This is a genomic window from Actinophytocola sp., assembly GCF_036002505.1.
In the GTDB taxonomy this organism is placed as follows: Bacteria; Actinomycetota; Actinomycetes; order Mycobacteriales; family Pseudonocardiaceae; genus DASYTH01.
In genome coordinates, this window is sequence record NZ_DASYTH010000347.1 from 1 (window position 1) to 24,623 (window position 24,623).

23 protein-coding genes are annotated in these 24,623 nt (G+C 71.0%); 10 read left to right on the forward strand and 13 right to left on the reverse strand.

Features of this window, described 5'->3' with window-relative positions; genetic code table 11:
- Positions 1-581 (reverse strand): ATP-binding cassette domain-containing protein (locus tag VGR06_RS30295; protein ID WP_327562577.1); only part of this gene is annotated, 581 nt, incomplete at its 3' end.
- A gap of 200 nt (positions 582-781) precedes the next feature.
- On the opposite strand from VGR06_RS30295, the gene VGR06_RS30300 reads away from it, so the two are divergent.
- Positions 782-1,702 carry an SDR family oxidoreductase gene (locus VGR06_RS30300; protein ID WP_414637368.1) on the forward strand — a complete coding sequence of 307 codons (921 nt, stop codon included), beginning with the start codon at positions 782-784 and terminating at the stop codon, positions 1,700-1,702.
- Positions 1,703-1,795: 93 nt separating this feature from the next.
- Here VGR06_RS30300 and VGR06_RS30305 read toward each other — a convergent pair whose 3' ends face one another.
- The 3 genes from VGR06_RS30305 to VGR06_RS30315 all read right to left on the reverse strand — a co-directional run bounded on the left by VGR06_RS30305 (position 1,796) and on the right by VGR06_RS30315 (position 4,250).
- The gene (locus VGR06_RS30305) at positions 1,796-2,452 is read right to left on the reverse strand and encodes a response regulator transcription factor (protein WP_327562579.1); all 657 of its coding nucleotides are present in this window, start codon (positions 2,450-2,452) and stop codon (positions 1,796-1,798) included.
- 19 nt (positions 2,453-2,471) lie between these two features.
- Positions 2,472-3,632: a sensor histidine kinase gene (locus VGR06_RS30310; protein WP_422652998.1), complete on the reverse strand. Its 1,161-nt coding sequence runs from the start codon at positions 3,630-3,632 to the stop codon at positions 2,472-2,474.
- 96 nt (positions 3,633-3,728) lie between these two features.
- Positions 3,729-4,250 (reverse strand): hypothetical protein, encoded by a 522-nt coding sequence (locus tag VGR06_RS30315; protein WP_327562580.1) that lies wholly within the window; start codon positions 4,248-4,250, stop codon positions 3,729-3,731.
- 103 nt (positions 4,251-4,353) lie between these two features.
- Here VGR06_RS30315 and VGR06_RS30320 point away from each other — a divergent pair, with 103 nt between their 5' ends.
- Positions 4,354-5,916, forward strand: coding sequence for a dynamin family protein (locus VGR06_RS30320; RefSeq protein WP_327562581.1), 1,563 nt, complete (start codon positions 4,354-4,356; stop codon positions 5,914-5,916).
- A gap of 5 nt (positions 5,917-5,921) precedes the next feature.
- Here the strand turns inward: VGR06_RS30320 and VGR06_RS30325 are convergent, their stop codons facing one another.
- Positions 5,922-6,263 (reverse strand): hypothetical protein, encoded by a 342-nt coding sequence (locus VGR06_RS30325; protein WP_327562582.1) that lies wholly within the window; start codon positions 6,261-6,263, stop codon positions 5,922-5,924.
- 91 nt (positions 6,264-6,354) lie between these two features.
- Here VGR06_RS30325 and VGR06_RS30330 point away from each other — a divergent pair, with 91 nt between their 5' ends.
- From VGR06_RS30330 to VGR06_RS30365, 8 genes are all read left to right on the forward strand, one after another.
- Positions 6,355-6,669 (forward strand): type VII secretion target, encoded by a 315-nt coding sequence (locus VGR06_RS30330; RefSeq protein ID WP_327562583.1) that lies wholly within the window; start codon positions 6,355-6,357, stop codon positions 6,667-6,669.
- A gap of 74 nt (positions 6,670-6,743) precedes the next feature.
- Complete coding sequence (locus VGR06_RS30335) at positions 6,744-7,466, forward strand: hypothetical protein (protein WP_327562584.1); 723 nt, start codon at positions 6,744-6,746, stop codon at positions 7,464-7,466.
- Position 7,467: 1 nt separating this feature from the next.
- The gene (locus VGR06_RS30340; RefSeq protein ID WP_327562585.1) at positions 7,468-7,854 is read left to right on the forward strand and encodes a hypothetical protein; all 387 of its coding nucleotides are present in this window, start codon (positions 7,468-7,470) and stop codon (positions 7,852-7,854) included.
- 16 nt (positions 7,855-7,870) lie between these two features.
- Positions 7,871-8,392, forward strand: a complete 522-nt coding sequence (gene grpE / locus VGR06_RS30345) for a nucleotide exchange factor GrpE (RefSeq protein ID WP_327562586.1) — start codon at positions 7,871-7,873, stop codon at positions 8,390-8,392.
- A 91-nt stretch (positions 8,393-8,483) separates the two neighbouring features.
- The gene (locus tag VGR06_RS30350; RefSeq protein ID WP_327562587.1) at positions 8,484-10,334 is read left to right on the forward strand and encodes a dynamin family protein; all 1,851 of its coding nucleotides are present in this window, start codon (positions 8,484-8,486) and stop codon (positions 10,332-10,334) included.
- A 109-nt stretch (positions 10,335-10,443) separates the two neighbouring features.
- Positions 10,444-11,220 carry a hypothetical protein gene (locus tag VGR06_RS30355; protein ID WP_327562588.1) on the forward strand — a complete coding sequence of 259 codons (777 nt, stop codon included), beginning with the start codon at positions 10,444-10,446 and terminating at the stop codon, positions 11,218-11,220.
- Between the two features lie 506 nt (positions 11,221-11,726).
- Entirely contained in the window at positions 11,727-13,550 is a 1,824-nt protein-coding gene (locus tag VGR06_RS30360) for a phosphoenolpyruvate carboxykinase (GTP) (protein ID WP_327562589.1), read from the forward strand.
- Between the two features lie 465 nt (positions 13,551-14,015).
- Complete coding sequence (locus tag VGR06_RS30365; RefSeq protein WP_327562590.1) at positions 14,016-14,594, forward strand: peroxidase-related enzyme; 579 nt, start codon at positions 14,016-14,018, stop codon at positions 14,592-14,594.
- 127 nt (positions 14,595-14,721) lie between these two features.
- On the opposite strand, the gene VGR06_RS30370 is transcribed toward VGR06_RS30365, so the two are convergent.
- From VGR06_RS30370 to VGR06_RS30405, 8 genes are all read right to left on the reverse strand, one after another.
- Positions 14,722-15,639, reverse strand: a complete 918-nt coding sequence (locus VGR06_RS30370) for a helix-turn-helix domain-containing GNAT family N-acetyltransferase (protein ID WP_327562591.1) — start codon at positions 15,637-15,639, stop codon at positions 14,722-14,724.
- Positions 15,640-15,677: 38 nt separating this feature from the next.
- Positions 15,678-16,637 (reverse strand): ROK family protein, encoded by a 960-nt coding sequence (locus tag VGR06_RS30375; protein WP_327562592.1) that lies wholly within the window; start codon positions 16,635-16,637, stop codon positions 15,678-15,680.
- A gap of 112 nt (positions 16,638-16,749) precedes the next feature.
- Entirely contained in the window at positions 16,750-17,028 is a 279-nt protein-coding gene (locus tag VGR06_RS30380; protein WP_327562593.1) for a peptidylprolyl isomerase, read from the reverse strand.
- Between the two features lie 8 nt (positions 17,029-17,036).
- The gene (locus tag VGR06_RS30385; RefSeq protein WP_327562594.1) at positions 17,037-17,537 is read right to left on the reverse strand and encodes a DUF7158 domain-containing protein; all 501 of its coding nucleotides are present in this window, start codon (positions 17,535-17,537) and stop codon (positions 17,037-17,039) included.
- Entirely contained in the window at positions 17,534-21,688 is a 4,155-nt protein-coding gene (locus VGR06_RS30390) for an NEW3 domain-containing protein (protein WP_327562595.1), read from the reverse strand. The genes VGR06_RS30385 and VGR06_RS30390 overlap by 4 nt, the downstream gene beginning before the upstream one ends.
- A gap of 155 nt (positions 21,689-21,843) precedes the next feature.
- A complete protein-coding gene (locus VGR06_RS30395; RefSeq protein WP_327562596.1) occupies positions 21,844-21,990 on the reverse strand; it encodes a hypothetical protein in 147 nt (48 codons plus the stop codon).
- A 166-nt stretch (positions 21,991-22,156) separates the two neighbouring features.
- Complete coding sequence (locus VGR06_RS30400) at positions 22,157-23,350, reverse strand: AAA family ATPase (protein ID WP_327562597.1); 1,194 nt, start codon at positions 23,348-23,350, stop codon at positions 22,157-22,159.
- Positions 23,351-23,534: 184 nt separating this feature from the next.
- On the reverse strand, positions 23,535-24,623 hold a 1,089-nt coding region (locus tag VGR06_RS30405), incomplete at its 5' end, for an acetyl-CoA C-acetyltransferase (protein ID WP_327562598.1).

Below are 24,623 nucleotides of genomic sequence, written 5' to 3' on the forward strand. Positions count from 1 at the left end.
GCGGTGAGCGCCATCTCGGAGAGCAGGTGGCTGGAGACGAACACGGTGCGGCCCTCGTCGGCCAGCCGGTGCATGAACTTGCGGATCCAGAGGATGCCTTCGGGGTCGAGGCCGTTGACCGGCTCGTCGAACAGCAGCACCTGCGGGTCGCCCAGCAGCGCCGCGGCGATGCCCAGCCGCTGCGACATGCCCAGCGAGAACCCGCCGGCGCGGCGGCCGGCGACACTGGTCAGCCCGACGGTCTCGAGCACCTCGTCGACCCGCTTGGCCGGCAGGTTGTTGGACTTGGCCAGCCACCGCAGGTGCGCCCGGGCCGACCGGTTGGGGTGCACCCACTTGGCGTCCAGCAGCGCACCCACCATGCGCAAAGGTTGGTGCAGGTCGCGGTAGCGCTTGCCGTCGATGCGCACCTGGCCGGCGCTGGGCGCGTCCAGGCCCAGGATCATCCGCATGGTGGTCGACTTGCCGGCGCCGTTCGGACCGAGGAACCCGGTCACCCGTCCGGCCTGGACGGTGAAGGAGAGATCGTCAACGGCCACCGTCCGGCCGTAGCGCTTGGTGAGGCCCACTGCCTCGATCATGGCTTCTCCCTGGTCTGGTTGAGGACGCCAACCATGTTGTCGGTGCACCGGGGCCCCACACGTCCCCCTGGAGTCGAAACTTCGTGTCAGCTTCCAGAGGTAGGTTCCATCAACCAAAAGTTGGGCGCGATCCGTGACGACCCTGACTCGACCCTGATTTGTCGTCCTTCTTTGGTAGGGGTAGTGGCATGGCAAAACGGTTGAATGGCAAGGTCACGGTGGTCACCGGGGCCACCCGGGGTTGCGGCCGGGGCATCGCCGTGGAGCTCGGGGCGTTGGGTGCGACGGTGTACGTCACGGGTCGTACGACCCGGGCGCGCCGCTCGCCGATGAACCGCCCGGAGACGATCGAGGACACCGCCGAGTTGGTCACCGCGATGGGTGGCTTGGGCATCCCGGTGCGCTGCGACTTCACCGAGGTGTCCGATGTGGACGCGCTGCGGGCGCGGGTCGAGTCCGAGCACGGCGGTCTGGACATCCTGGTCGACGACGTCTGGGGCGGCGACCCGTTCGTCGAGTTCGGCATCCCGTTCTGGGAGTCGGACCTGGACAAGGCGCTGGGCCTGGCCCGCAACGGCGTGGAGACCCACCTGATCGCGCTGCACCGGCTGCTGCCCCTGGTGCTGCGCCGGCCGGGCGGGCTGGTGATCGAGGTGACCGACGGCGACAACGACGACTACGTCGGCGCCGGAATCCCGTACTACCTGGTGAAATCCGGCGTCCGGGCGCTCGGCCGGGCGCTCGGCGCGGAGCTGGCCGGGCACGGCTGCACCGGCTTGGCGGTGACGCCCGGATACCTGCGCTCGGAGTTCATGCTCGACACGGTGTACCAGGTCACCGAGGAGAACTGGCGGGACGCGGTGACCGGCGGCCGCTCCCCGCACGCCGCGCACTTCGCGGTGTCGGAGTCGCCCCGCTACCTCGGCCGCGGGGTGGCCGCGCTGGCCACCGACCCCGAGGTGGCCCGGTTCGCCGGTCAGACGCTCGCGTCGTGGACCCTCATGCGGGAGTACGGCTTCACCGACCTCGACGGCACCCGGCCGGACTGGGGCCGCTGGTACGACGACGTGGTGAAGCCCGACATCGACCCGTCCACAGTGGACGCTTCGAGATACCGCTAGACCGAGCGGGCCGGTGGTGTCTGGACTGACGAGCAGCGCAGGAGGGAAGACACCACGTCAAGGCCCGCTCCCGCGAGCGGAGCGAGCCAAATGTCACATGTCGCCGGGGCGGACCAGGCCGGTCTCGTAGGCGAGCACCACGGCTTGGACGCGGTCGCGCAGGTCCAGCTTGGCCAGCACCCGGCCGACGTGGGTCTTCACGGTGGCCTCGGAGAGGAACAGCTTCCTGGCGATCTCGGTGTTGGACAGGCCGTGTGCGATCAGCACCAGCACCTCGCGCTCCCGTTCGGTGAGCACGTCCAGCATGCTGGCGTCCCGGAGCTGGCCGCTGCCGGAGCCGAGGAACCGGTCCAGGAGTCTCCTGGTGACGCTGGGCGAGACCACCGCGTCGCCGCTGGCCACCGAGCGCAGCGCGGACACCAGGTGGTCCGGCGGGGTGTCCTTGAGCAGGAACCCGCTCGCCCCGCTGCGCAGCGCCGAGAGCGCGTACTCGTCCAGGTCGAACGTGGTCATCACGAGCACCCGGGTGGCGGTCCGCTCGGTGATCAGCTTGGTGGCCTCGACCCCGTCCAGCACCGGCATCCGCACGTCCATCAGCGCCACGTCCGGCCGCAGCCGCTCGATCAGCTCCACCGCGTCACGGCCGTTCCCGGCCTCGCCGACGACCTCCATGTCCTCCTGCGCGCCGAGCACCATGCGGAACCCGACCCGCATCAGCTCCTGGTCGTCGACCAGCACCACCCGAATCACGTAGGCCAACGTAATGCCCTCAGGCGCCGCCGAACGGCAGAACGGCCCGGACGCGCCAGCCGCCGGCCGGGTGCGGTCCGGCTTTGAGCGTCCCGCCGAACACGTGCGCCCGCTCGCGCATGCCGATCAGCCCGTTGCCGCCGGACATCCCGACCAGCGCCCGCTTGCGGCTGCCGTTGTCCAGCACGTCCAGTTCCACCCGGTCGCCGGTGCGCTCCACCCGGACGATGGCCGAGGCGCCCGGACCGGCGTGCTTGAGCGAGTTGGTGAGCGCTTCCTGCACGATCCGGTAGATGCCCAGGCCCACGCCGGCCGGCAGGTCGTCGATGGCGCCGACGATGTCCAGCCGCACCGGCAGGCCCACCGACCGGACCCGCTCGGCCAGCTCGGACAGCGACTGGGTGCCCGGCTGCGGCGTGCGCTCCTCGCCGTCCTCCCCGCTGCGCAGCACGCCGAGCAGCCGGCGCAGCTCCGCCAGCGCCTCCCGCCCGGTGGCCGAGATGGTCTTGACCGCACGCTCGGCCAGCTCCGGCTGGGTGTGCACGGCGTAGGCCGCGCCGTCGGCCTGTACCACGATCACGCTCACCGCGTGTGCGACGACGTCGTGCAGCTCGCGGGCGATCCGGGCGCGTTCCTCGGCGACGGCGATCCGGGCCTGCTGGTCGCGCTCGGTCTCCAGCAGGTGCAGCCGGGCCTCCACCTCGACCTGGTAGGCGCGGCGGGCACCGACGAACTCGCCGAGCACCCAGCACAGCGCCATCGCCAGCGCCCCGGTGACCACCGCCGCGGCCAGCTCGGTCACCGATCCGGACTGCAGCGGCAGCTGCACGGCGGCGCTGGCCACGGTGGCCAGCACGAACACCAGGGCCTGCTTGCGGCCCACGTAGGTGACCAGCGTGTAGAGCGAGATGCACAGCGCGGCGAGGCTCGCCACGCCGAGCTCCAGCCAGGAGTGCGGCATGCCGAGGATCAGCACCAGGTACGCGACCAGCACCGGCCGCCGGCGCCGGAACGCCAGCGGTGCGACGGCGCCCAGAATCGCCGGAACCGCGATGAACCAGGGCTTGGGAACCGGTGTGCCGGCCGGGTGCTCGACCGTCTGCGCGATGAAGATCAGCAGGTCGAACACCGCGAGCAGGCCGGCGATGAGGCTGTCCCCGAAGATCGGGTGCGCCTTCATCCACAGGCTCAGTCGCCGCACCCACTCAGCGTAGGCACAGTGCGGCCGGATTGACGTCGCTCTCCGGGTTGACCGGGTCTACGACCAGGAGCTGACCTAGCTGCTCGCCGGGAACTGGCGCTGCTCCTCGATCGGCGGGCTGACCGCGGGGTGGAGGTTGAGGTACTCCTCGCCGACCGGGTTGGCGTTGCCCTGCCACGCCCGGTTGTCGCCGCTCCCGTTGTTGCCGTTCTCCCGGTGGTCGATCAACTCGTCGGTGATCTGCTCGTCCCGCAGCCGGTCGCGGATGCGCGACAGGATCGACATGGTCGCGGCGTGCGCGACGGCCAGCACCAGCAGCACGATGCCCAGCTTGACCACGACGTTCTGCACCGGGCTTCCGGTGTTCACGTCGATGGTCGAGATCAGCGCCAGCACCCCCAGCACGACCAGGTGGAACAGCACCGTCACCAGCTGCGCCATCGACCGCGAACCCCGCGGATCGCGGTACGCCTCGTCGAGGAGGGCCCGCCCGCTGCGGTAGACGATGACCCCGTCCACCGCCACCAGCACCACACCGAAGATCAGGAAGGCCACATAACCGTTGGTGTCCACCGCGCCCACCGCCCTTCGTTCCACCGTTCGGGTACCCCTGGCCCAGCGGAATAACCCCGATGCGTCGTGGCAGAACCGCCCGCGTGGCACCATCTGTTCGTCATCCGTGAGAAAGGGGACCGGCCGCGTGACCACGGCGACCGACGAGCAGCGTGTGGCCGGTCCGCTGTCGGCCGCGGTCGCGCACCTGTGCCACCGGTTGCAGCCGCAGGTCTCCGCGCGCACCGCGGCCGGGTTCCGCGAGGTGCTCCGTCGCCTGGCCGCGCCGCTGCAGGTGGCCGTCGCCGGGCGGATCAAGTCGGGGAAGTCGACGCTGGTCAACGCGTTGATCGGGCGCCGGGTGGCGCCGACCGACGTGGGCGAGTGCACCCGGCTGGTGACCCGGTTCCAGTACGGCACGGTGGACCGGGTCGAGGTGGTGTTCCAGGACGGGCGCAAGCAGGTGCTGCCGTTCGACGCCGGCGGGGTGATCCCGCGCGATCTCGACGTGGACTTCGAGGCGGTGTCACACCTCGAGGCGTACCTGACCAACGCCGTGCTGCGGGACCTGACCGTGATCGACACGCCGGGCCTGGGCTCGCTGGACGCCGCCTCGGTGCGCCGGACCGAGCAGTTGCTCGGCGCCGCCCGGGACGGCGAGGAGCCGGGCGACGACGTGGCCGCCGGCGAGCTGGACCAGACCTCGCGCAACGCCGTGGCCGGCGCCGAAGCCGTGCTGTACGTGGTGACCCAGGGGGTGCGCGCGGACGACCAGCAGGCGCTGGCCGCGTTCACCGCCGCGACGGCCAGCCGGGAGGCCGGTCCGGTCAACGCCATCGCGGTGCTGAACAAGGCGGACACCATCGCGCCCGAGTCGGTGTCCGGTTCGGACGGTGACGTCTGGCAGGCCGCGACCTTGCTGGCCGAGAAGCAGGCGCAGACGCTGAAACCCCGGGTGGCCGACGTGATCCCGGTGATCGGGCTGCTGGCCGAGTCGGCCGAGTCCGGCGGGTTCACCTCCGCCGACGCCGACGCGCTCAAGCAACTGTCCCAAGTGGACGATGCGACGTGGGAGACGATGGTGCTCTCCGCGGACATCTTCACCACCTGGGAGTGCGACGTGCCAGCCGGGACCCGGGCTCGGCTGCTGGAGAAGCTCGACCTCTACGGCGTGCGGACCGCGGTGGACGCGCTGCGGGCCGAGCCCGACCTGACCGCGGGTGCGTTGCGCCGCAAGCTTCTCGACGCGTCCGGGCTGGCCCGGGTGCGCGGCCGGCTGGACGCGGTGTTCCGCGCGCGGGCCGACGGCATCAAGGCGGCCGCGGCGCTCGCCTCGGTCACCGCGCTGGCGCACGCCTCCGGGGATCCGGGTGAGCGGCAGCGGGTGCACGACGCCATCGAGGTGCTGCTGGCCAAGCCGGAAGCGCACCAGCTGCGCCTGCTCGAGGCGCTGACCCTGGTCACCTCCGGCGCGGTGGCCATGCCGGAGGACCTGGCCGAGGAGGTGCTCCGGGTCGGCAGCAACGCCGAGATCCCCGAGCAGCTCGGCATGCGCGGCCGCCCGCAGAAGGAGCTGGCCGCGTTCGCCCTCGAACGCGCCGGCTGGTGGCGCTCCTTCGCCTCGTTCGGCGCCACCCCGGCGCAGAGCCGCGTCGCGCACGTCGTGCACCGCGCGTATTTCCTGATCTGGCAACAACTCCGGGCAGACTGACCAGTTCAGTGGGACAGCGCGGCGCCAAGGGCGGTGACCGCGACACCGGCGAGGAAGAGCCCCAGCCCGAGAAGCAGCAAGCGGCCGCGCCGGACGGCGTGCACTTCCTCGCCGGTGGCCCGCAGCCGTCGCCACTGCCGAAAGGCGAGGAAGCCGACGGCGATCCAGCAGCCGGCGGAGATCCAGCCGTACCACCGCCCGGAGACCGCCGCCGAGACGGCCATGCCGAGGCCGAGCGCGGTGATCAGCACGGCCACCTGGATCAGCAGGTTGCGATAGCGCCAGGTCCCGGTAAAGGCAACCCGGTGTGCGGTTGTTCCTTCACCAGGATCACTCGGCTGGGGCATTAGTCGCACCTTTCGTGTGCATTTTCGACCAGAATGACCGGCCGGCCCACTGGTAACGTGCTCGTGAGTCTAACGGGGTTTGGGGAGGACAATGACTTTCCAGGTTGATCCGGCAAAACTCGACGCCTATCACAAATCACTTGCCGATCTGGCCGGTCAGACCGACACCGCCAAGAACTACGTCGGCAAGCACCTGAACCTTTCCTTGTGGGAGAAGGGATTGATCGGTCAGGGAATCTGGGCCACGGCGATCAGCCGGATGGGTGAGGCGCGCGACGCGATCAACGCCAACCTGGACCGGCTGAAGGAGCTGTCCACCGGTTCGGCCAGCGAGCTCGACAAGTCGGCCGCGATGTACCGCAGGACGGATCGGGCCAGCGCGGAACGGCTGGACAACACCTACTAAACCCTGTCGCCTCGCAGGCTCGGCGACAGGGCAGTGCTCGATGATTCGCTCGCAAGCTCGCGAAAGGAAATGGCATGGCCGATCGTCCGGCCGACAAGCTCGTCGAACCGCAGGCGAAGGAGACCATTCCCGGCCCGATCGACGAGGTGCTCTCCATCGGTGACTGGCTCAACGTCAGCCACTGGGTGATGAAGGCGATCGAGCTGGTGACCGGTGGCGTGAACCCGGGCCAGTGGGCGGTCGACCAGTTCACCGGCGACTGGGAGGCGTTCTCCAAGGCCGGCGACGCGCTCAAGCACGTCGGCGAGTTCGACGCGGCCTACGCGAAGAACCTCACCGAGGGCAAGGACGCGATGTTCACCGGCTGGCAGGGCCACGCCGCCACGAAGGCCAACACGTACTTCACCGGGCTCGCCGGTGCGGTCGCCGCCCAGCAGCAGCCGCTGAGCACCATGGGCACCGAGATGCAGACCGCGGCGTTCGGGATCTGGGGTGTGGCGAAGACGCTGGACAGCTTGCTGGAGAGCCTGCTGGACGCGCTGATCGGCGCCGGTATCGCGCTCGCCGCGGCCGCGGCCACCAGCGAGACGATCATCGGCGGAATCATCGGTGGGGTCGCGGCCGCCTGGGAGATCAAGGAAGCGGTCACCATCTGGAAGCAGGCCATCGAGGCGCACGACATGGCCTACAACATCGCCATCGGGCTCAGCGGCACCATCGCCGGCCTGCTGGGTGCGCTGCACGGGCTGAAGGACCATCCGCTCCCGGCGGGAGCCTACGACCACCCGGGGGTTTGAGATGACCACACCACAGGAGCCCATGCTGGACGTCGCGCACGGGGATCCGGCCCGCTCGGCGTTCCTCCGGGCGGCGCTGCGCCGGCTGCGGGAATCCAGCCGGGATGAGCGATTCCAGGCGCTGGTCGACGACATCCTGGCCGGGCGGTCGAGCCTGCGGGCGGCCGCGACCAGCGACGTGTTCAACCGGAGCATCGCGGCCTGGGTGGACGAGGGTGCCCGGCGCTACCAGGAGCTGCCGGAGGAGGAGCGCGAGGAGTTGGCCGCGCGGGGTGAGCAGGAGTTCGCGGTGCTGCGCGAGGAGCTTTCCGAGGCGCCGTCCACCGATCGGGCCCCCGACGACGACGATGACGGCTACGGTGGCAGCATCATGCGAAAGGGCTGGTAGCGGGGGTGAGCTGAGAATGCCTTCGTGGTTCAAGCGAGCGCGGGCCGACGAAGATCAGGCCGAGTCCACCATCGAGGTCAAGGCGCAGGTGATCGCGGACGCCGTGCGGGCGGGGGCGGAGGAGCCCGCGGGCGAGGGCGGGATCGCCGTGGACGGGCTGATCGCGGGCGGGGACTTCGCCTCGGGCCTGTCCGCGGACGAGGCCGACGCCGCCGACGGCATCGCCGACGACCTGATCGACCAGGCGCTCGCCGAGCGGAAGTCGTTGGTGCACCTGTGTTTGTACGCGCTGGACCGGGCGCGCAGCTCCGGCGTGGCGGAGCGGATCGAGGAGGGCCTGGCCGCGGTCGGGGTCACCGCGCTGCGGCCGGACGGCCAGCGGTTCGACCCGGCCTACCACGAGGCCGGCGGCACCGTGGCCACCGAGGACGAGGGGCTGGACGGAGTCGTCGCGGAGACCGAGGTGGTGGGGTTCACCGACCGCGGTGAGGTGCTCCGCGCGCCAGTCGTTACGGTGTACAACCGGACGGCCCCGTGAGCGGAGCTTGCGGAGCGAACCACGAACGCTGCCCCGGCGCCGAGGAACGAGGCGGCGAGGTTCGGCGCCTCCGAGCTTGCGAGGAGGTGCCGTGACCGCCGCACCCGCGACCGCCCAGCCGTCCCTGCCCAAGCAGGTCGCGGCGGCGCGGGAGAAGCTGCTCGCGCTGATCCGGGACGCCGACCCGGAGTCCGCCCGCTGGGTGGAGGACATCCGGGCCCGGCGCAGGAAGACGCCGTCGGTCGTGGTGGTGGGCGAGACCAACCGGGGCAAGAGCTCGCTGGTCAACGCGCTGCTCGGGCAGCCCGGCCTGTCCCCGGTGGACGCCGAGGTGGCCACCGCCACCTACCTGGTGTTCGGCCACGCGGAGAGCTGGGAGGCGCGGGCCTGCTACCCCGGTCAGCTCGCCCCGGTGCCGATCGACCTGGCCGAGCTGGTCCGGTGGGTGTCCGCGGCGCATGAGCTGCCGGCCGGCGAGCTGCCGCCGCGCTACGTCGAGGTGGACGGCCCGGTCGAGCTGCTCAGCAAGTTATCCGTGGTGGACACGCCGGGCGTCGGCGGCCTGGACTCGATGCACGGCGAGCTGGCCGTGGAGGCCGCCGCGTCCGCCACCGCGCTGCTGTTCGTCGTGGACGCCTCCGCCCCGTTCACCGCCGGTGAGCTGAACTTCCTCGCCAGCGTGGGCGAACGCGTCGAGACGGTGCTGTTCGCTCTGTCCAAAGTGGACCAGTACCGTGGCTGGCGGCAAGTGCTGGACGCCGACCTCGCGCTGCTCGCCGAGCACGCACCGCGGTTCGCCGGCGCCCGGTTCCACCCGGTCTCCGCACGGATGCACGAGCTGACCGGCAAGGCACCCAACCCGGACGCGGCCGCCATGCTGCGCGAGCGCTCCGGGATCGACGCCCTGCGCACCGCGATGGCGGAGCTTCTGGTCGGGCGCTCGGTGATGCTCGGCGAGGCGAACACGCTGCGCGCGCTGTCCACCGCGCTCGGCGAGCTGCGGGTGAAGCTGTCGGCCGAGCGGCGGGCGCTGTCCACCGGCGAGGCCGAGGCGGAGGCGCTGCGGGCGCGCAAGGAGGAGCTCACCGCGGACCGCCGCTCCTCGACGAAGGGCTGGCAGGTACGGCTGCGCAGCGAGGTGCAGCGCGCCCGGGTGGAGAACAACCACGAGGTCAGCCGGCAGATGCGGGACATGCAGTCGTGGTTCCGGCAGGCCATCGACGCGGCGGACAAGGACCAGCTGCTGGCGCTGCCCGGTCAGGTGGACGCCGCCCTGCACCTGATCTCCGGCCGGATCAGCGCCTCGGTGAGCTACCGGCTCAACCAGCTGACCGAGGCCGTGCTGGGTGAGCTGTTCCAGCCCGACGAGCTGGAGGTGATCCGCGCCCAGTTCGCCCGGGCGGACCGGCCACCGATCATGCTGCGGCCACCGGACAAGCGCCCGCCGACCGCGGAGGACAAGCTGCTGGTGTTCATGGGCGTCAGCGGTGGCCTCGGGCTGGTCCGGGGCGCCACCGCGATGCTGGGCATCGGTGTCGCGGGCGCCGCCGCGGCGATCGTGGCCGTGCCGTCGATCGTCGTCGGGCTCGGCGCCGGCTGGTGGATCGCCAGGACCCGCAAGCACACTGCGGACAAGCAGCACATGAAGCAGTGGCTCACCGAGTCCATCGCCGACGCACGGTCCACTTTGGACCAGCTGGTGGCCGAGCAGCTGATCGAGGCCGAGTCCCAGCTGGCGCTGGCCCTCGACGAGGCGCTGGGCAAGCGGATCGCGGGCATCGAGGAGGAGCTGCGCGAGGTGGACAAGGCGCTGCGGCTCGACGCCAACGAGCGGTCAAAGCGGCTCACCGTGGTGGACAAGCGACTCAACGAGGTCACCTCGGGCCGCGAGCGCGCGGAGCAGCTGCTGGCCGGTATCCGGTCGGTGCGGGACCGCGCCTGACCCGGACGGGCACCGGGCGTTGGCCCGGGAACCGGGCGGGCCTACGGTTAGTCAAACCAGCCGTTATCACCCCAGAGACCTTCCATCCCGATAGGGGGAGCCCGTGTACGTGGACGAGCATGGTGACGACACCAGCACCACCGACACCCACGGCGGCGAGGACCAGCTGACCGTCGAGGTCGACGGCGAGAGCTTCGAGGTCGCGGAGAACTACGACTTCGACGAGGACGGCGAGAACGACACCGCCGTCGTCGAGACCGAGGACGGCTACATCGCGTTCGCCGACACGAACCACGACGGCACCGCGGACGTCGCGGTGGAGTTCGACCACGACGGCAACGTGGTGTCCGGCGCCGAGTACGACGAGTCCGCGCACGAGTGGCGCGAGGAGGACGTGAACAGCCTGCCCACGCCGGCCGGCGGCGGCGCGGATGACGGCGGCAGCGCGCACGACAAGGACTCCGACCAGGACAAGGACGGCTCCGACGCGCCGGCCAAGCCCCGCGGCGGCGACGACCAGACCGAGCAGACCGGCCACCACACCGGCGGCTCCGGCTCGGGCGGCGAGGACATCACCGTGCACACCCGCAGCGGCGAGTTCGACGCCGGCAAGGCCGAGTACGACTCGGACGGCGACGGTACGAAGGACACCGCCGTGGTCACCGACAAGGACGGCACCACCTACGCGTTCACCGACACCGACGGTGACGGCGAGGCCGACGAGGCGGTGGTGATCGAGGCCGACGGCGACGTGACCGTGGCGTACAACACCGGTGGCGACGAGTGGGAGACCACCCAGCACGGCCACATCGACGCGCAGGGCGAGTTCCACCCCGACTCGGGCTCGAGCGGCTCCGACTCGGTGTGGGCCGAGTCATCCCGGTAATCCGCCACAGCTGAACCAATTCCGGTCCCGGCATGCGCTTGACGTGCCGGGATCGTTGTTTGTTCCCGAGGGTTCTGCGCAATCCCGGTTGGGAGTGGTGGGCCGCCGGCCGGTGTTCGATCCGGTCGGACCTGGCAACCAGCCCGGCCAACCCCAACCACAGACCCGAACACCGCACGGCACGCTGGCCCCCCGCGAGCAACCGGGCCGGCGACGACGCTGCGAGCGCAACCACATACCGCTTGTGCATAACCCTCTTCGTTTATCTCACAGTGCTACATTCGTGTGCTGAATCGATTCCCTGATCGGTCTTGTGAGGCAAGTGACAGGTCTGGACTCGGTTAACCGGCCGTTATCGGGGTAGTTTCAGTCCATCCACCTACGCGGCGAGCCCGCCCCGGGCGTATCGGGTCGGGTGTATTTGCCATTCGGTTATGAGGACGCCGGAGTCCATCTGGGACAACGGCGTCCTTGATGACGTTGGCGATCAGTCAGGAGACGGACAGATGACGGCAGTGGCAATTCCGGGCTTGGACCAGGCACCGACGACCCACCAGCGGCTTCTGTCGTGGGTGCAGGAGGTGGCCGAGCTGGCGACGCCGGACCGGGTCGTCTGGTGCGACGGGTCGGACGCCGAGTGGAACCGGCTGACCACCAAACTCGTCAAGGCCGGGACGCTGACCCGGCTGGCCAAGAAGCCCAACTCGTTCTGGTGCGCCTCCGATCCCGGGGACGTCGCCCGGGTCGAGGAGCGCACGTTCATCTGCTCGCAGGAACCCGAGGACGCCGGTCCCACCAACAACTGGATGGCCCCGGACGAGATGAAGTCGATCATGACTGAGCTCTACCGGGGGTGCATGCGCGGTCGCACGATGTACGTGATCCCGTTCTGCATGGGGCCGCTCTCCGCGGAGAAACCCATGCTGGGCGTGGAGATCACCGACTCCGAATACGTCGTGGTGTCCATGCGGATCATGACCAGGATGGGCACCCGGGTGCTGCCGAAGTTCTTCGACGAGCACGGCCAGGCGCGCGACTTCGTGCCGGCGCTGCACTCGGTCGGCGCGCCGCTGGACCGGGGTGAGCCGGATGTGCCGTGGCCGTGCAACGAGGTCAAGTACATCACCCACTTCCCGGAGGAGCGGGTGATCTGGAGCTACGGCTCGGGCTACGGCGGGAACGCCCTGCTCGGCAAGAAGTGCTACTCGCTGCGGATCGCCTCGGTGATGGGCCGTGACCAGGGCTGGATGGCCGAGCACATGCTGATCCTCAAGCTGATCTCGCCGGAGAACCGGGTCTACTACGTCGCGGCGGCGTTCCCCAGCGCCTGCGGCAAGACCAACCTGGCCATGCTGGAGCCGACCATCCCGGGCTGGCGGGTGGAGACGCTCGGCGACGACATCGCCTGGATGCGGTTCGGCGAGGACGGCCGGTTGTACGCGGTCAACCCGGAGGCCGGCTTCTTCGGCGTGGCGCCGGGCACCGACTGGCACACCAACCCGAACGCGATGCGCACGATCGCCAAGGGGAACTCGCTGTTCACCAACGTCGCGCTGACCGACGACAAGGACATCTGGTGGGAGGGCATGGGCGAGCCGCCCGCGCACCTGACCTCGTGGAAGAAGGGGAGCTGGACGCCGGACTCGGACGAGCCGTCCTCGCACCCGAACTCGCGGTACTGCACGCCGATGGCGCAGTGCCCGATCCTGGCGCCGGAGTGGGACGACCCGAAGGGCGTGCCGATCTCGGCGATCTTCTTCGGCGGCCGCCGGGCCACCACGATCCCGCTGATCACCGAGTCGCGGGACTGGCAGCACGGCACGTTCATGGGCGCCACGCTCTCCTCCGAGACCACGGCCGCGGCCAAGGGCAAGGTCGGCGTGGTGCGCCGGGACCCGATGGCCATGCTGCCGTTCATCGGCTACCACGCCGGCGACTACTTCCAGCACTGGATCGACACCGGCAAGCGGGCGGACGCCGCCAAGCTGCCGAAGATCTTCTACGTGAACTGGTTCCGCCGCGGCGACGACCGGCGCTTCCTGTGGCCGGGCTTCGGCGAGAACTCCCGGGTGCTGAAGTGGGCGATCGAGCGGATCGAGGGCAAGGCGGCCGCGACCGAGACGCCGATCGGCTGGGTGCCGTCCCTCGACGACCTTGATCTGTCCGGTTTGGACACTCCGCGGTCCGATGTGGAGGCCGCGCTCCGGGTGGACCCGGACGAGTGGCGTGCCGAGCTGCCGCTGATCGAGGAATGGTTCGACAAGATCGGCAACAAGGTGCCGACGCTGCTGCGCGACGAGCTGTCCGCGCTCCGGCAGCGCTTGGCCTGATCGGAGCTGGGTATCCACAGGCTGTGGATGGATCTGTGCACAGCCTGTGGAGCTCCTCGACATCGGGTCGAGACCCGCTCGAAATTCACTTGTCCACAGGGACAGGCAACGCGCACCCTCCATAGCACGTCCCAGAAGTGATGTCCATCACCGGGACGGACGAGGGGAGGAGGTGCGCCATGATCGCCGGTCTGGCCATGCTCGTGCTGGCCCTTGGCGCCATTGTGATGGTGGCGATCGCGCCAGCCCGTCGCGGCTGAGGCGTGTTTCAGAAGGAGGCTGGTTGTGACCCCTGGGATGCCGGTGAGGGGTTGTGCCCGGGCCGTGGGGGTGACAGTGGGTTCTTGCCGGCATGATCGCTGTTTCGGGTTCCCTACCCGCGCCTGGCGCGGTTAACCCGCCCTGAACAGCGATCGTGGCCCACCCAGCCCACCTGCCATTCCCGAATCTCGTTAGCGTGGGGACATGGCGGAGACGATCAGCAGGTTCGGCGCGGTAGAACTCGACGACCTGCCGGAGGACCTGCGCGAACGGATCGGCGCGATCGCCGAGAGGTCCGGCTTCGTGCCGAACGTGTTCCTCGCGCTCGGGCACCGGCCGGCCGAGCTGCGGGCGTTCTGCGACTATCACGACGCGCTGATGGAGCGGGAGTCCGGGCTGTCCAAGGCCGAGCGGGAGCTGGTCGTGGTGGCCACCTCGGGCGCCAACCACTGCACGTACTGCGTGGTCGCGCACGGGGCGATCCTGCGGGTGCGGGCCAAGGACCCGTACCTGGCCGACCGGGTGGCCACCAGCCCGTGGACCACGGAACTGTCCGAGCGGCAGCGCGCCATCGTGGACCTCGCGCTGGCCCTGGCCGTCGAGCCGGGTGCGTTCTCCGCCGACGACCTCGACGCCGCGCGGGAGACCGGGCTCACCGACGAGGAGATCTGGGACGTCGGCGCGATCACCGCGCTGTTCGCCATGTCCAACCGGCTGGCGCACCTGATGTCCTTGCGGCCCAACGAGGAGTTCTACCTGATGGGGCGTGTTCCGCGGTCCTAGTGCCGCGTCACGCAACGTTCGGTGGGCAATTCGGGCGGGCCCCGACGGCGTCGGCCCCGCGAACGCGGTTCATGGCTACGCAGAACCGGGACACGGCTACGCAGAACCGGGACACACCGAGACGGCACTAGAGCTCCAGGCGCCAGGTCTGGCCGGTCAGGTCGTGGCCGAACATGTGGCGCTTTTCCTGTGACACCAGGCGAAAGCCCTCGTGCTGGTAGATCCGGCGGGCGGCGATGAGCACGTCGACCGTCCACAGTTCCAGCGCACGGTAGCCGGCGGTGCGGGCGAACGCGACGCACTCGCGCACCAGCCGGGAGCCGACGCCGTGGCCGCGGGCGCTGGGCTCGACCAGCAGGAGGCGGAGCTTGGCGGTGTGCTCGTCCTGGCGCACGCAGAACACGCAGCCGGCGGGCTCGCCGTGCACCTCGGCGATCCAGGCGGCCTCGCGGCTGGGGTCGTGGTGCTCCACGAAGTCGGCGACCACCCGGGCGGTCAGGCCCTCGAAGCCGGCGTCCCAGCGGTACTCCTGGGCGTAGAGCGTGCCGTGCCGCTGCACCACCCAGCCCAGGTCGCCGGGCCGGGGCGGGCGGAGTACCACGGTCTCCGGGTGCGGGCGGTCGCCGAGTTGGAGCCGGATCACGTCCATCGCCTGCACGACCCGGCGCTGGCTCTCGTCGGTGATGCCGGCGAGCAGCTCACGCACCTGGTCGCCGGCCTTCTCGTTGAGCGCCTCGAACACGTCCTTGCCCTGCGCGGTGAGCTCGACGACCTGCTGGCGGCCGTCCGCGGCGGAGCGCTCACGCCGGACCAGGCCGGCGGACTCGAACTTGGCCAGCAGCCGGCTGAGGTAGCCGGCGTCCAGCCCGAGGGTCCGGCGGACCGTCGTGACCTCGGTGCTGCCCCGGTGCGACAGCTCGAACAGCACACGGACCTCGGTGAGCGAGTACGGGCTGCTCAGCAGGCCTTCGTTGAGCACGCCGATGACCTTGGTGTACATCCGGTTGAACTCGCGGACGGCGTTGACGCGCTCGGCGGAGACCATCGTTGCTCACCTCAACCAATTCGTTGACTGAGTCAACGTTAAACCGCGAGCGCCCCCAGCGCCAGTCCCGCCGCGCCGATCAGCCCGGCCTGGCCGCCGAGCGTCGCCGGGACCACCCGCAGCGTGTCCAGAAAGGACAGCCGGGCATGCTCGGCCAGCGTCTCGCGCACCGCGTCGAGCAGCAGGTCGCCGGCCTGGGCCACGCCGCCGCCGATCACCGCGAGGTCCAGGTCGCACACCACGGCGGTGGCCACCACGGCCAGGGCCACCGCCCGCCCGCCGCGCCGAAACGCCGCGCGCGGGATCTCGTCGCCGGCCCGGGCCGCTGCGGCCAGGTGCGCGGCGTCGGCATGATCGGGGGCGAGCCACCCCTGCAGCCGGGCCCAGCGCACCAGGTTCGGCCCGCTGGCCACGGTCTCCACACAGCCCCGGCCGCCGCAGGTGCACGGCCAGCCGTCCTCCTCGGCCACCACGTGCCCGACGTGCCCGGCGTTGCCGGTGCGGCCGCGGTGCGGCCGGCCGTTGATCACCAGCCCGCCGCCGACCCCGGTGGACACGACCATGCCGAGCATCGAGCCGCTCCCCCGCCCGGCCCCGGCCCAGTGCTCGCCGAGCGCCATGCACAGACCGTCGCCGGCCAGCTCCACCGGCACGCCGGGCAGCAGCTCACGCACCCGGTCACGGAGCGGAAAACCCTGCCAGCCCGGGATGTTGATCGGGCTGACCCGGCCGCTTCGCAGGTCGACCGGTCCCGCCGAGGCGATCCCCACCGCCGTGATCGGCGTCTCGCCGGCTGCCATGAGTTCGTGGATGGCCGCGCGGACCCCGTCGAACGTGCTCTCGGCGCTGCCGTTCGGGGTGGGTCGGCTGGTCGCGTGCAGCATCCGGCCGGACCCGTCCACGATGCCGGCGGCGATCTTGGTACCCCCCACGTCCACCGCAAGGACAGCCCGCCCCACGTCCACCTCTCCGGGGTCGAAGTTGACACAGTCTCCCACCGACCAACCGCACCTCAGGGGACCGTGACGAAACCCAGCCACAATCCACCTGCCACCCGCACTGTTCGCTGGAACGCAACCACCGCCAAAAATTCCGGAGTGGCGGTACTGCTCAGTGGCGGTGGGTGTTGTCCGGCTGGCTGGGGTCGCCGGGGTGCTCGTAGCCGGGTGCGAGCCGGACCAGGTCGGCGGTGCGGCCGTCGAGCCAGGCGGTGAACGCGCGGCGGCGGGCGGTGCCGAGCAGGCGGCGCTCGATGGCCGGGCGGACCAGCTCCAGCGGGCGGAGGTGCCCGGGCTCGACGGTCTCCACTTTGAGCACGTGCCAGCCCAGTGCGTTCCTGATCGGGCCGATGGTGTCGCCGGGCGCGGCCTGGAACACCGCCTCCTCCACCGGCCCGGTCAGCTCACCCCGCTTGAGTGTCCTGAATGGACGTTCGTAGAGCCGCGGATCTCCGTCTGGGCTGGCCATGATCGCGTGCCGGACGATGCGCTGCTCGGGGACGAGAGGAACTGCTCGGGGTTGTCCGCGTGGTATCGCTTGATCCGGTCGTGGTTGACCCGGACGTGCGCGGTGACGGCGGCGAACACGGCCCGGGCCAGCGCGCTGCCGGCCAGTAGGGAGGCGGCGACGCTGCCCAGCTCGAGCAGGGCCGGCCGATCGGCGGCGAGCTCGTCCAGGGGCGGGGCGTGCTCGACGGTGACCCGTCGCTCGCCGGCCTCGCGCGCGATGAGGCGCTCGGCCGCGATGAGCTGGACCAGCCAGCGGCGCAGCTGCCGGCCCTCGCTGCTGTCCACGTCCGGCAGCGCGGCGCTGGCCGGGCCGGAGCGGATTGCCCGCTCCCGTTCGTCCACATCGGACACATCGAGCGGGTCGCCGGCCACCCAGGCGACGGGCTTCACCGGGTGACCTCCAGGGCGACGGCCGGGGAGTACAGCACGGTGCCGGCGCCGGCCACCTTGATCAGGCCCCACCACTTCCCGGGTGGGGTCCACGGCGGAGTCGTGAGGTCGAAGCCGAGCTCGGCCTCGCCGCGGGCCGGAATCTCCGCGCCGGCCGCGCTCGGGCCGGCCAGATCCCAGGTGCCCCACGGGCTGATCAGGTTCGCCTCCACCGCGACGGGTGCGTGTGCGGCGTTGGCCACCCGGACCGACAGCCGGCCGTGCTGACCGGGCGCGAGCCGTACCGGGGCGGGCTCGCCGGCGAAGGTGAGGAACGCCTGCTCCTCGCCCACCGTCAGCACCGCCACGTCCTCGACGACCTGCCGCCAACTCTCCGGGAGGTCGGCGCCGGCCAGCTCGACCCGGGCCCGCACCGGGTAGGCGCCGGGCGCCGCGTTCTGCGGCTTGGTGATCGTCAGCTCGGTGGCGAGGTGGCCACCGGGCGGGAGGCCGAACGGCACCTCGGCCGGCTCGGCGTGCCAGCCCTCCGGCAGGGTGAGCCGGGCGAACCCGTGCAGGTCGCCGTCGGTGCGGTCGGAGGCGACGGTGAGCCGGATCCGTTCGCCGTCAACGGGTTCCAGGTGCACGGCGACCGGCAGCCCGCCGAGCGGTGCCGGGCCCCGGTTGTGCAGCCAGTACTTCGCGTACAGGGGCTGGGCGAGCTCCGCCTCCGGGCCCAGGGCGACCCTGTCCACAGGGGACGGTTCGGCCGGCTCGGGGCGGGCGACGACGGTGGCGGCGTCGAATCCGGCCACCGGGACGGTCAGGTCGGCCAGCGGTTCCCCGGGCTGCTCGAGCAGATCGGCGGTGCGCGGGTCGGCGAGGCCGGCCAGCGGCGAGCTGATCGTCGCGGTGACCGGTTCGCCGTGGTGTGCGACGAGCCGGAGGGCGATGCCGGCGCGCGGGTCGGCGGGTGCGCCCGAGCCGTGCGTGAGCGGGTTGCCGGCGGCCTTGAGCGCGGCCAGCCGGACCTTCTCCGCCGGCTCGATGCTCAACAGCGAACCCGCGCTGGGCAGGGTCGCGGCGCCGTCCGGGCTGGCCACGACGGGATGCAGCGGCCGGCTGTACTCGGCGCTGGCGGCGGAGATGCCGGCCGCGCGCCAGTCCCCGTCGCCGCTGGTGATCGCGTACTGGAACTCGTGGGTCCAGTGCTGCAGCTGGAAGTTGGAGCCGTCCGGGACGGTGCGCCGGGGCGGGTCGATCCACACGCCGGACGGCCAGCCGGTGCAGGAGCGCAGCAGCGAGGCGTGCAGCGTGCCGGCGGAGTCCACGGCGAACCCGGGCAGGCCGCGGTTGAGCAGCGCGACGGAACGACCCGCGTAGCCGTCGTGGCCGGGCTCCCCGGCGCCGACCTCGATCACATGGTCCGCCAGGTCGTCCACAATGGACTGGATAGCGCCGGTCGGAATGACGAGCACGCCGAGCGCGCGGGCGTCGCGCAGGTCCGCGCTCGGCTGCCACACCTCGGCGAGCGGTTTCTCCGGCGGCACCCAGCGCACCTCGTCGCCGCCGGTGATGCCGGCGCGCTCGAACACCTCGGCGGTGAACACGTTCTCCTCCGGGCCACCGAGGGAGATCCGCACGTCCGGCAGGTTGGAGTCGACGCCGAGGTTGCCGTACCGTGCGCCGTCCGCCGTACTGACCGTCGCGGTCACGCCGGATTTCGCCAGCGCCACGGCGAGCTCGCGGGCCAGCGGAGCGGCATCGGCGGGCGACGGCACGATGATCTCCGCGACCCCGATCGGGCGGAGCGTCCCGCCGGCCAGGCGCAGCGACGCGGCGGCGGAGAGCCCGAACCAGGTGTGCGCCGGGTTGTCCAGCGTCCACGGGTGGTGCGCGGAGTTCACGTCGATCAGCCCGAAACCGCGGCCCACCACGGCGTTGCCCACCTCGCTGACCGGCAGCGCGCCCGGCACGTGGCACGGCCAGCGCACCCGGAGCAGCTGGTCGGACCCGGTGAACTCGTCCACAGTGGTCACACAGTCGACCCGCTTCACGCCGTGCCACAACGTGATCGTCTGGGTGTAGCGCACCGGGCCGACGTGCCCGCGGGCGATCAGCCGCTCCCCCACCGGACTGCGCCGGTGCTCCACCTCGGCGGCGGTGCGGGCCGAGGAGTTCGCCGGGCCCTTGGGCAGCAGGTGCCACGGGCCCTCGCCGAACACCGGGTGCTGGGAGTACTCCTCGTACACCGCGAGCTCGTTGCCGACCCGGTCGCCGGTGATCAGCTCGCGGCCGCTGTCCAGCTCGATCAGGCTGGTCACCCCGCCGCCGCGGCGCGGTTCCAGGCTGACCCGGTAGTACTCGTTGGCCGCGTCGGAGCCGGTGCCGTGCGTCCAAACCTGGTCGGCGCGGTCGGCCGGTTGCAGCCAGAACGTGCGCCAGCCGAGGGAAGGCACCTCGCCGGCCAGGAACGTGACCGATCGCCCGCCGTGCTCGACCAGCGCGGGCAGCGCGGCGCCGGAGTCGTCGAGCACGGTCACGCCGTCGCCGAGGGATTCGTCGAGCCGGACGGTCACCACGTCGGTGCGTTCGTGGGTCAACGGGTTCCAGACCACGACCGGGGTTCCGTCCCCGTCACTGTCCACAAGGGAGGAAAGAGTGCCGAGCGCGGCGGCGCGGACCCCGGTGCCGAGCTCGTGCGCGTCCCGCCAGCCGGTGAGCAGGTCCAGGTACACCTGGTCGGACTCGGAGCCGGTGATCCCGTCGTGGTGGGCGCCGTAGGCGAGCTGCACCCAGGCCTTGGCCAGCGCCGCGTCCGGATACCGCGCCCCGGCAAGGAGGTTGGCGAACACCGCGAAGGACTCGGCTTCCAGCACCGCGAACTCGGCCGCACGCTGGGCCTGCTTGGTGTCGATGTAGGAGACATCCTTGCCGGTGTAGATCGGGTTCATGTCCCGGGTCTGCGGCGTGGGTTTTTCGCCCCGCTCGGCCAGTTCAGTGCGCACCGCGGCGAAGAAGTCGCGCGGGAGCGAGCAGACGAACCGCGGCCAGACGTAGCGGGTGTTCCAGTCCCGGTGGATCGCGGTGACCCACTTGTTCGGCGGGGTGTAGTCCGTGCCGACCGGCAGCAACACCTGCTTCGTGCTGGCCACCTGTTTGAGGCCGAGGAACAGCTTGTAGGTGGCCTCCTCGGCGGCCTCGAGGGTCGGCGCCGAGTCCATCACCCAGCCGGCGCCGTAGTGGTCGGCCATGTAGGCGGTGAGCAGACCCCTGCCGGACGGGGAGATCCACTCGAACTCGCTGCTGAACTGCATGCGGCGCGGATCACCCTTGCCGCTCGCGGTCCGCTCCATGGGTCCCCACTGGTGGAACGGCCCGCGCGCCCAGGAACTGGAGGTCAGGCCGGCGTCGGCGCAGAACCCGGGGAACGCCGGGTCATGCCCGAACACGTCGAGCTGCCAGGCGGTCCGCGGGTCGGCGCCCAGCACGTGCTTCTGGAAACCCATGCCGTGCACCAGGTTTCGCACGGTGGTCTCGGGGTCGGTGAGGTTGGTGTTCGGCTCGTTGTACGCGCCGCCCATGATCTCCAGCCGGCCCTCGGCGAGCAGCCGGCGGAGCACCGCGCGATCTTCCGGGTGGCTGTCCCAGTAGGGCTTGAGATAGTCGACCTCGGCCAGCACGAACCGGTACTCCGGTTCGGCCAGGGCCAGCGCGAGGTGGGCGCGCACCAGGTCGAAGCCGGCGAGCTGGCGGGCACCGCGCGGGGAGTTCGGGAAGTCCAGCTTGTCCCAGGCGACGGTGTAGGCGGCCTGGGTGTTCCACCACACCGGGTCGTAGTGGAAGTGGCTGACCATGTGCATGGTCCAGCCGGGCTCGGCGACCACGACGTCCAGGTCGGCCTCGATTCGGTCGGCGCCGGACTGCACGACGGCCCGCACCGGCAGCGTGGACCCGGGTGGCGCGCCCTGGGTGTCCACCGGGATCTCCACCCCGAACTGGCCGGAGGCGGCGACGTCGACGGGTTCCGGCGTGGTCAGGCCGCGCCCCTCGACGAACACCCGGGCCGCGCCGTCCCGCGTGGTCGTGCTGACCCGGACGACTTGAAGGGGTCGGGATTCGGTGCCTACGAAGAGCTCGGTGGACTCGGCGGATACGGCTGCGACCGGCATGGCGTCGACTCTGGCCGGTCCGCCCACCCCCAGACAAGTGGAAACCCCGTACTGCTGCCAGGTCGGGGGTCCGCCAGCACTACGGGGTCAACCGGAACATCGCACCGCCCCGCGGGGTTGTTACAGCCGTGGGAAATGTGCTCTAGGTCACACTGTCAGCGGATCTGCCGTGCGGGGTTCTGCGAGATGACGATCAGCTCGTCGCGCAGGGCCGGGGTCGCCGCACCGGCGATGGCGCGATTGATCGCGCGGCGGTTGCGGGCCTCCACCCGACGGGCACGGAGCTTGGCGGCAAGGTTCATGGGTTCCATCCTTTCGTGAGCCGCTGTGGTGTTAACACCATGTTGCCCTGTCGTATGCCTTGATCGCACCCGATTATCCGGTGAGATGCCGCACAAGCCAACGAATCGCCGCGCATCGGTGAGTATTCCTCTTTCTAACTTGAACGGTAGAGAGCTCGATATAGCGCTACTCGTCCATCGTGAGGAGGTAGCGGCCGAAGTGCGGGACGGTGAAGGCGATCCGGCCGCGCTCGGCCGAGAAGATCAGCCCCTTCTTGATCAGGCTGTCCCGCGCCGGGGACAGTGAGGACGGCTTGCGGCCCAGGTAGACGGCGATGTCCGAGGTGCCGGCGCTCTCGTCCTTGCCCTCGGTCATCTCGGCCATGGCGCGCAGGTACTCGCGCTCGGACGGGGTGGCGCGCTCGTACCGGGAGCCGAAGAAGCCGACCGCGAGCTCCGCCTCGGCCTCGGGCGCGGCCACCGCAACGTCCTCCTTGGTGATCGGGTCGGCCGGTGCGGAGTCCCAGGCCGCCTTGCCGTAGGCCTGGATGAAGTACGGGTAGCCGCTGGACGCGTCGAACAGGGCGTCCAGCGCCTCCGGGGTGATGCCGGCCTGCTCGCGGGAGATCGGCGCGAGCACGGCCTGGTCGGCGTCCGCCCGGTCCAGCCGGTCGATCCGGACGTAGCGGAAGAGCCGCTCCGAGTACGACTTGCTCGCCGACAGCACCGCCGGCAGATGCGGCAGGCCGGCACCCACGACGACCAGCGGCGCCCCCGACTGCGACAACTCGTGGCAGGCGGCGCACAGTGCCGAGATGTCGTCCGGCATGACGTCCTGCATCTCGTCGATCAGCACCGCCACCCCGGTGCCGATGTCCTGGGCCAGCGCGGCCACGTCGGTGAGCAGCTCGACGAGGTCGATCTCGATGTCCCCGGAGTCCGCCCGCCCCTGCGCCGGCGGCACGTCGATCCCCGGCTGCCAGCGCTCCCGCAGCTTCGCCCCCGGCGGCGTCGCCCGCAGCGCGAACGCCTTGAGGATCGCGAGCACGTCGTCCACCCGCTCCGGATCCCGGTGCTGCACGGCCAGATCACGGATCGCCCGGTGCAGCGCCGCGGACAGCGGCCGCCGCAGGTCGGCGTCCGGCCGCGCCTCGATCTTCCCGGCGCCCCACCCGCGCCGCACCGCCATCGACCTCAGCTCGCCCAGCAGCACGGTCTTCCCCACCCCGCGCAGCCCCGTCAGCACCAGGCTCCGCTCCGGCCTCCCCCGCGCCACCCGCTCCAGCACCACGTCAAACGCGTCCAGCTCCTTGCCTCGCCCCGCCAACTCAGGCGGCCGCTGCCCCGCGCCAGGCGCGAACGGGTTCCTCACCGGGTCCACCATCGGACCGTATCCAGCTTTCTAGCCCGAACCCGATATTGACCCAGAAACCCCTACGGCGTGTCGCCCCCCACGCCGGGCATGTTGGCTTCTGGCGTCGCTGTGTTGGCTTGTGGCGCTGGTGCGTTGGCCGCTGGCGCTTGTTGCCATTGTGATCGGCCAACGCACCGACGTGAGGCGCCGGCTATTTCTCCAGGATGGCGGTGACGCCCTGGCCGCCGGCGGCGCAGATGGAGATGAGGGCGCGGCCGGTGCCTTTGTCGTGGAGGAGCTTGGCGGCGGTGGCGACGATGCGGGCGCCGGTGGCGGCGAAGGGGTGGCCGGTGGCCAGGGAGGAGCCGTTGACGTTGAGCTTGGTTCGGTCGATGGGGCCGGGGGGTTCGGCGAGGTTGAGGCGGGATTTGGCGAAGTTGATGTCTTCCCAGGCGGCGAGGGTGGCGAGGACCTGGGCGGCGAAGGCTTCGTGGATTTCGTAGAAGTCGAAGTCCTGCAACGCGAGTCCGGCGCGGGCGAGGAGGCGGGGGACGGCGTAGGTGGGGGCCATGAGGAGGCCTTCGGCGCCGTGGACGTAGTCGACGGCGGCGGTTTCGGAGAACGTCAGGTAGGCGAGGACGGGGAGGCGGTGGGCTTTGGCCCAGGCGTCGCTGGCCAGCAGAACTACCGAGGCGCCGTCGGTGAGCGGGGTTGAGTTGCCGGCGGTCATGGTGCCAGTGGGGCCGCCGAAGGTGGGGTTGAGTGTGGACAACTTCTCTGCGGTGGAGTCGGGGCGGAGGTTCTGGTCGCGGGTGAGGCCGAGGAACGGGGTGACGAGGTCGTCGAAGAAGCCGCGGGCGTAGGCGGCGGCGAGTTTCTGGTGCGACGCGGCGGCGAGCTCGTCCTGGGATTCGCGGGTGATGTTCCATTCGCGGGCGGTGATGGCGGCGTGCTCGCCCATGGACAGGCCGGTGCGGGGTTCGGCGTTGCGGGGGATGTCGGGGACGATGTGGGAGGGGCGCAGGCGCGTCAGCAGCCGGAGGCGGGCGGGGACGGTGCGCGCGCTGTTGAGGGCGATCAGGATGCGGCGGAGGTCTTCGTTGACGCCGAGGGGGGCGTCGCTCGTGGTGTCCACGCCGCCGGCGATGGCGGAGTCGAGCTGGCCGAGGGCGATCTTGTTGGCCACCTGGATGATCGCCTGGAGGCCGGTGCCGCAGGCCTGCTGGACGTCGTAGGCGGGGGTCTCCGGGGACAGTTTGCTGCCCAGTACGGACTCGCGGGTGAGGTTGAAGTCCTTGCT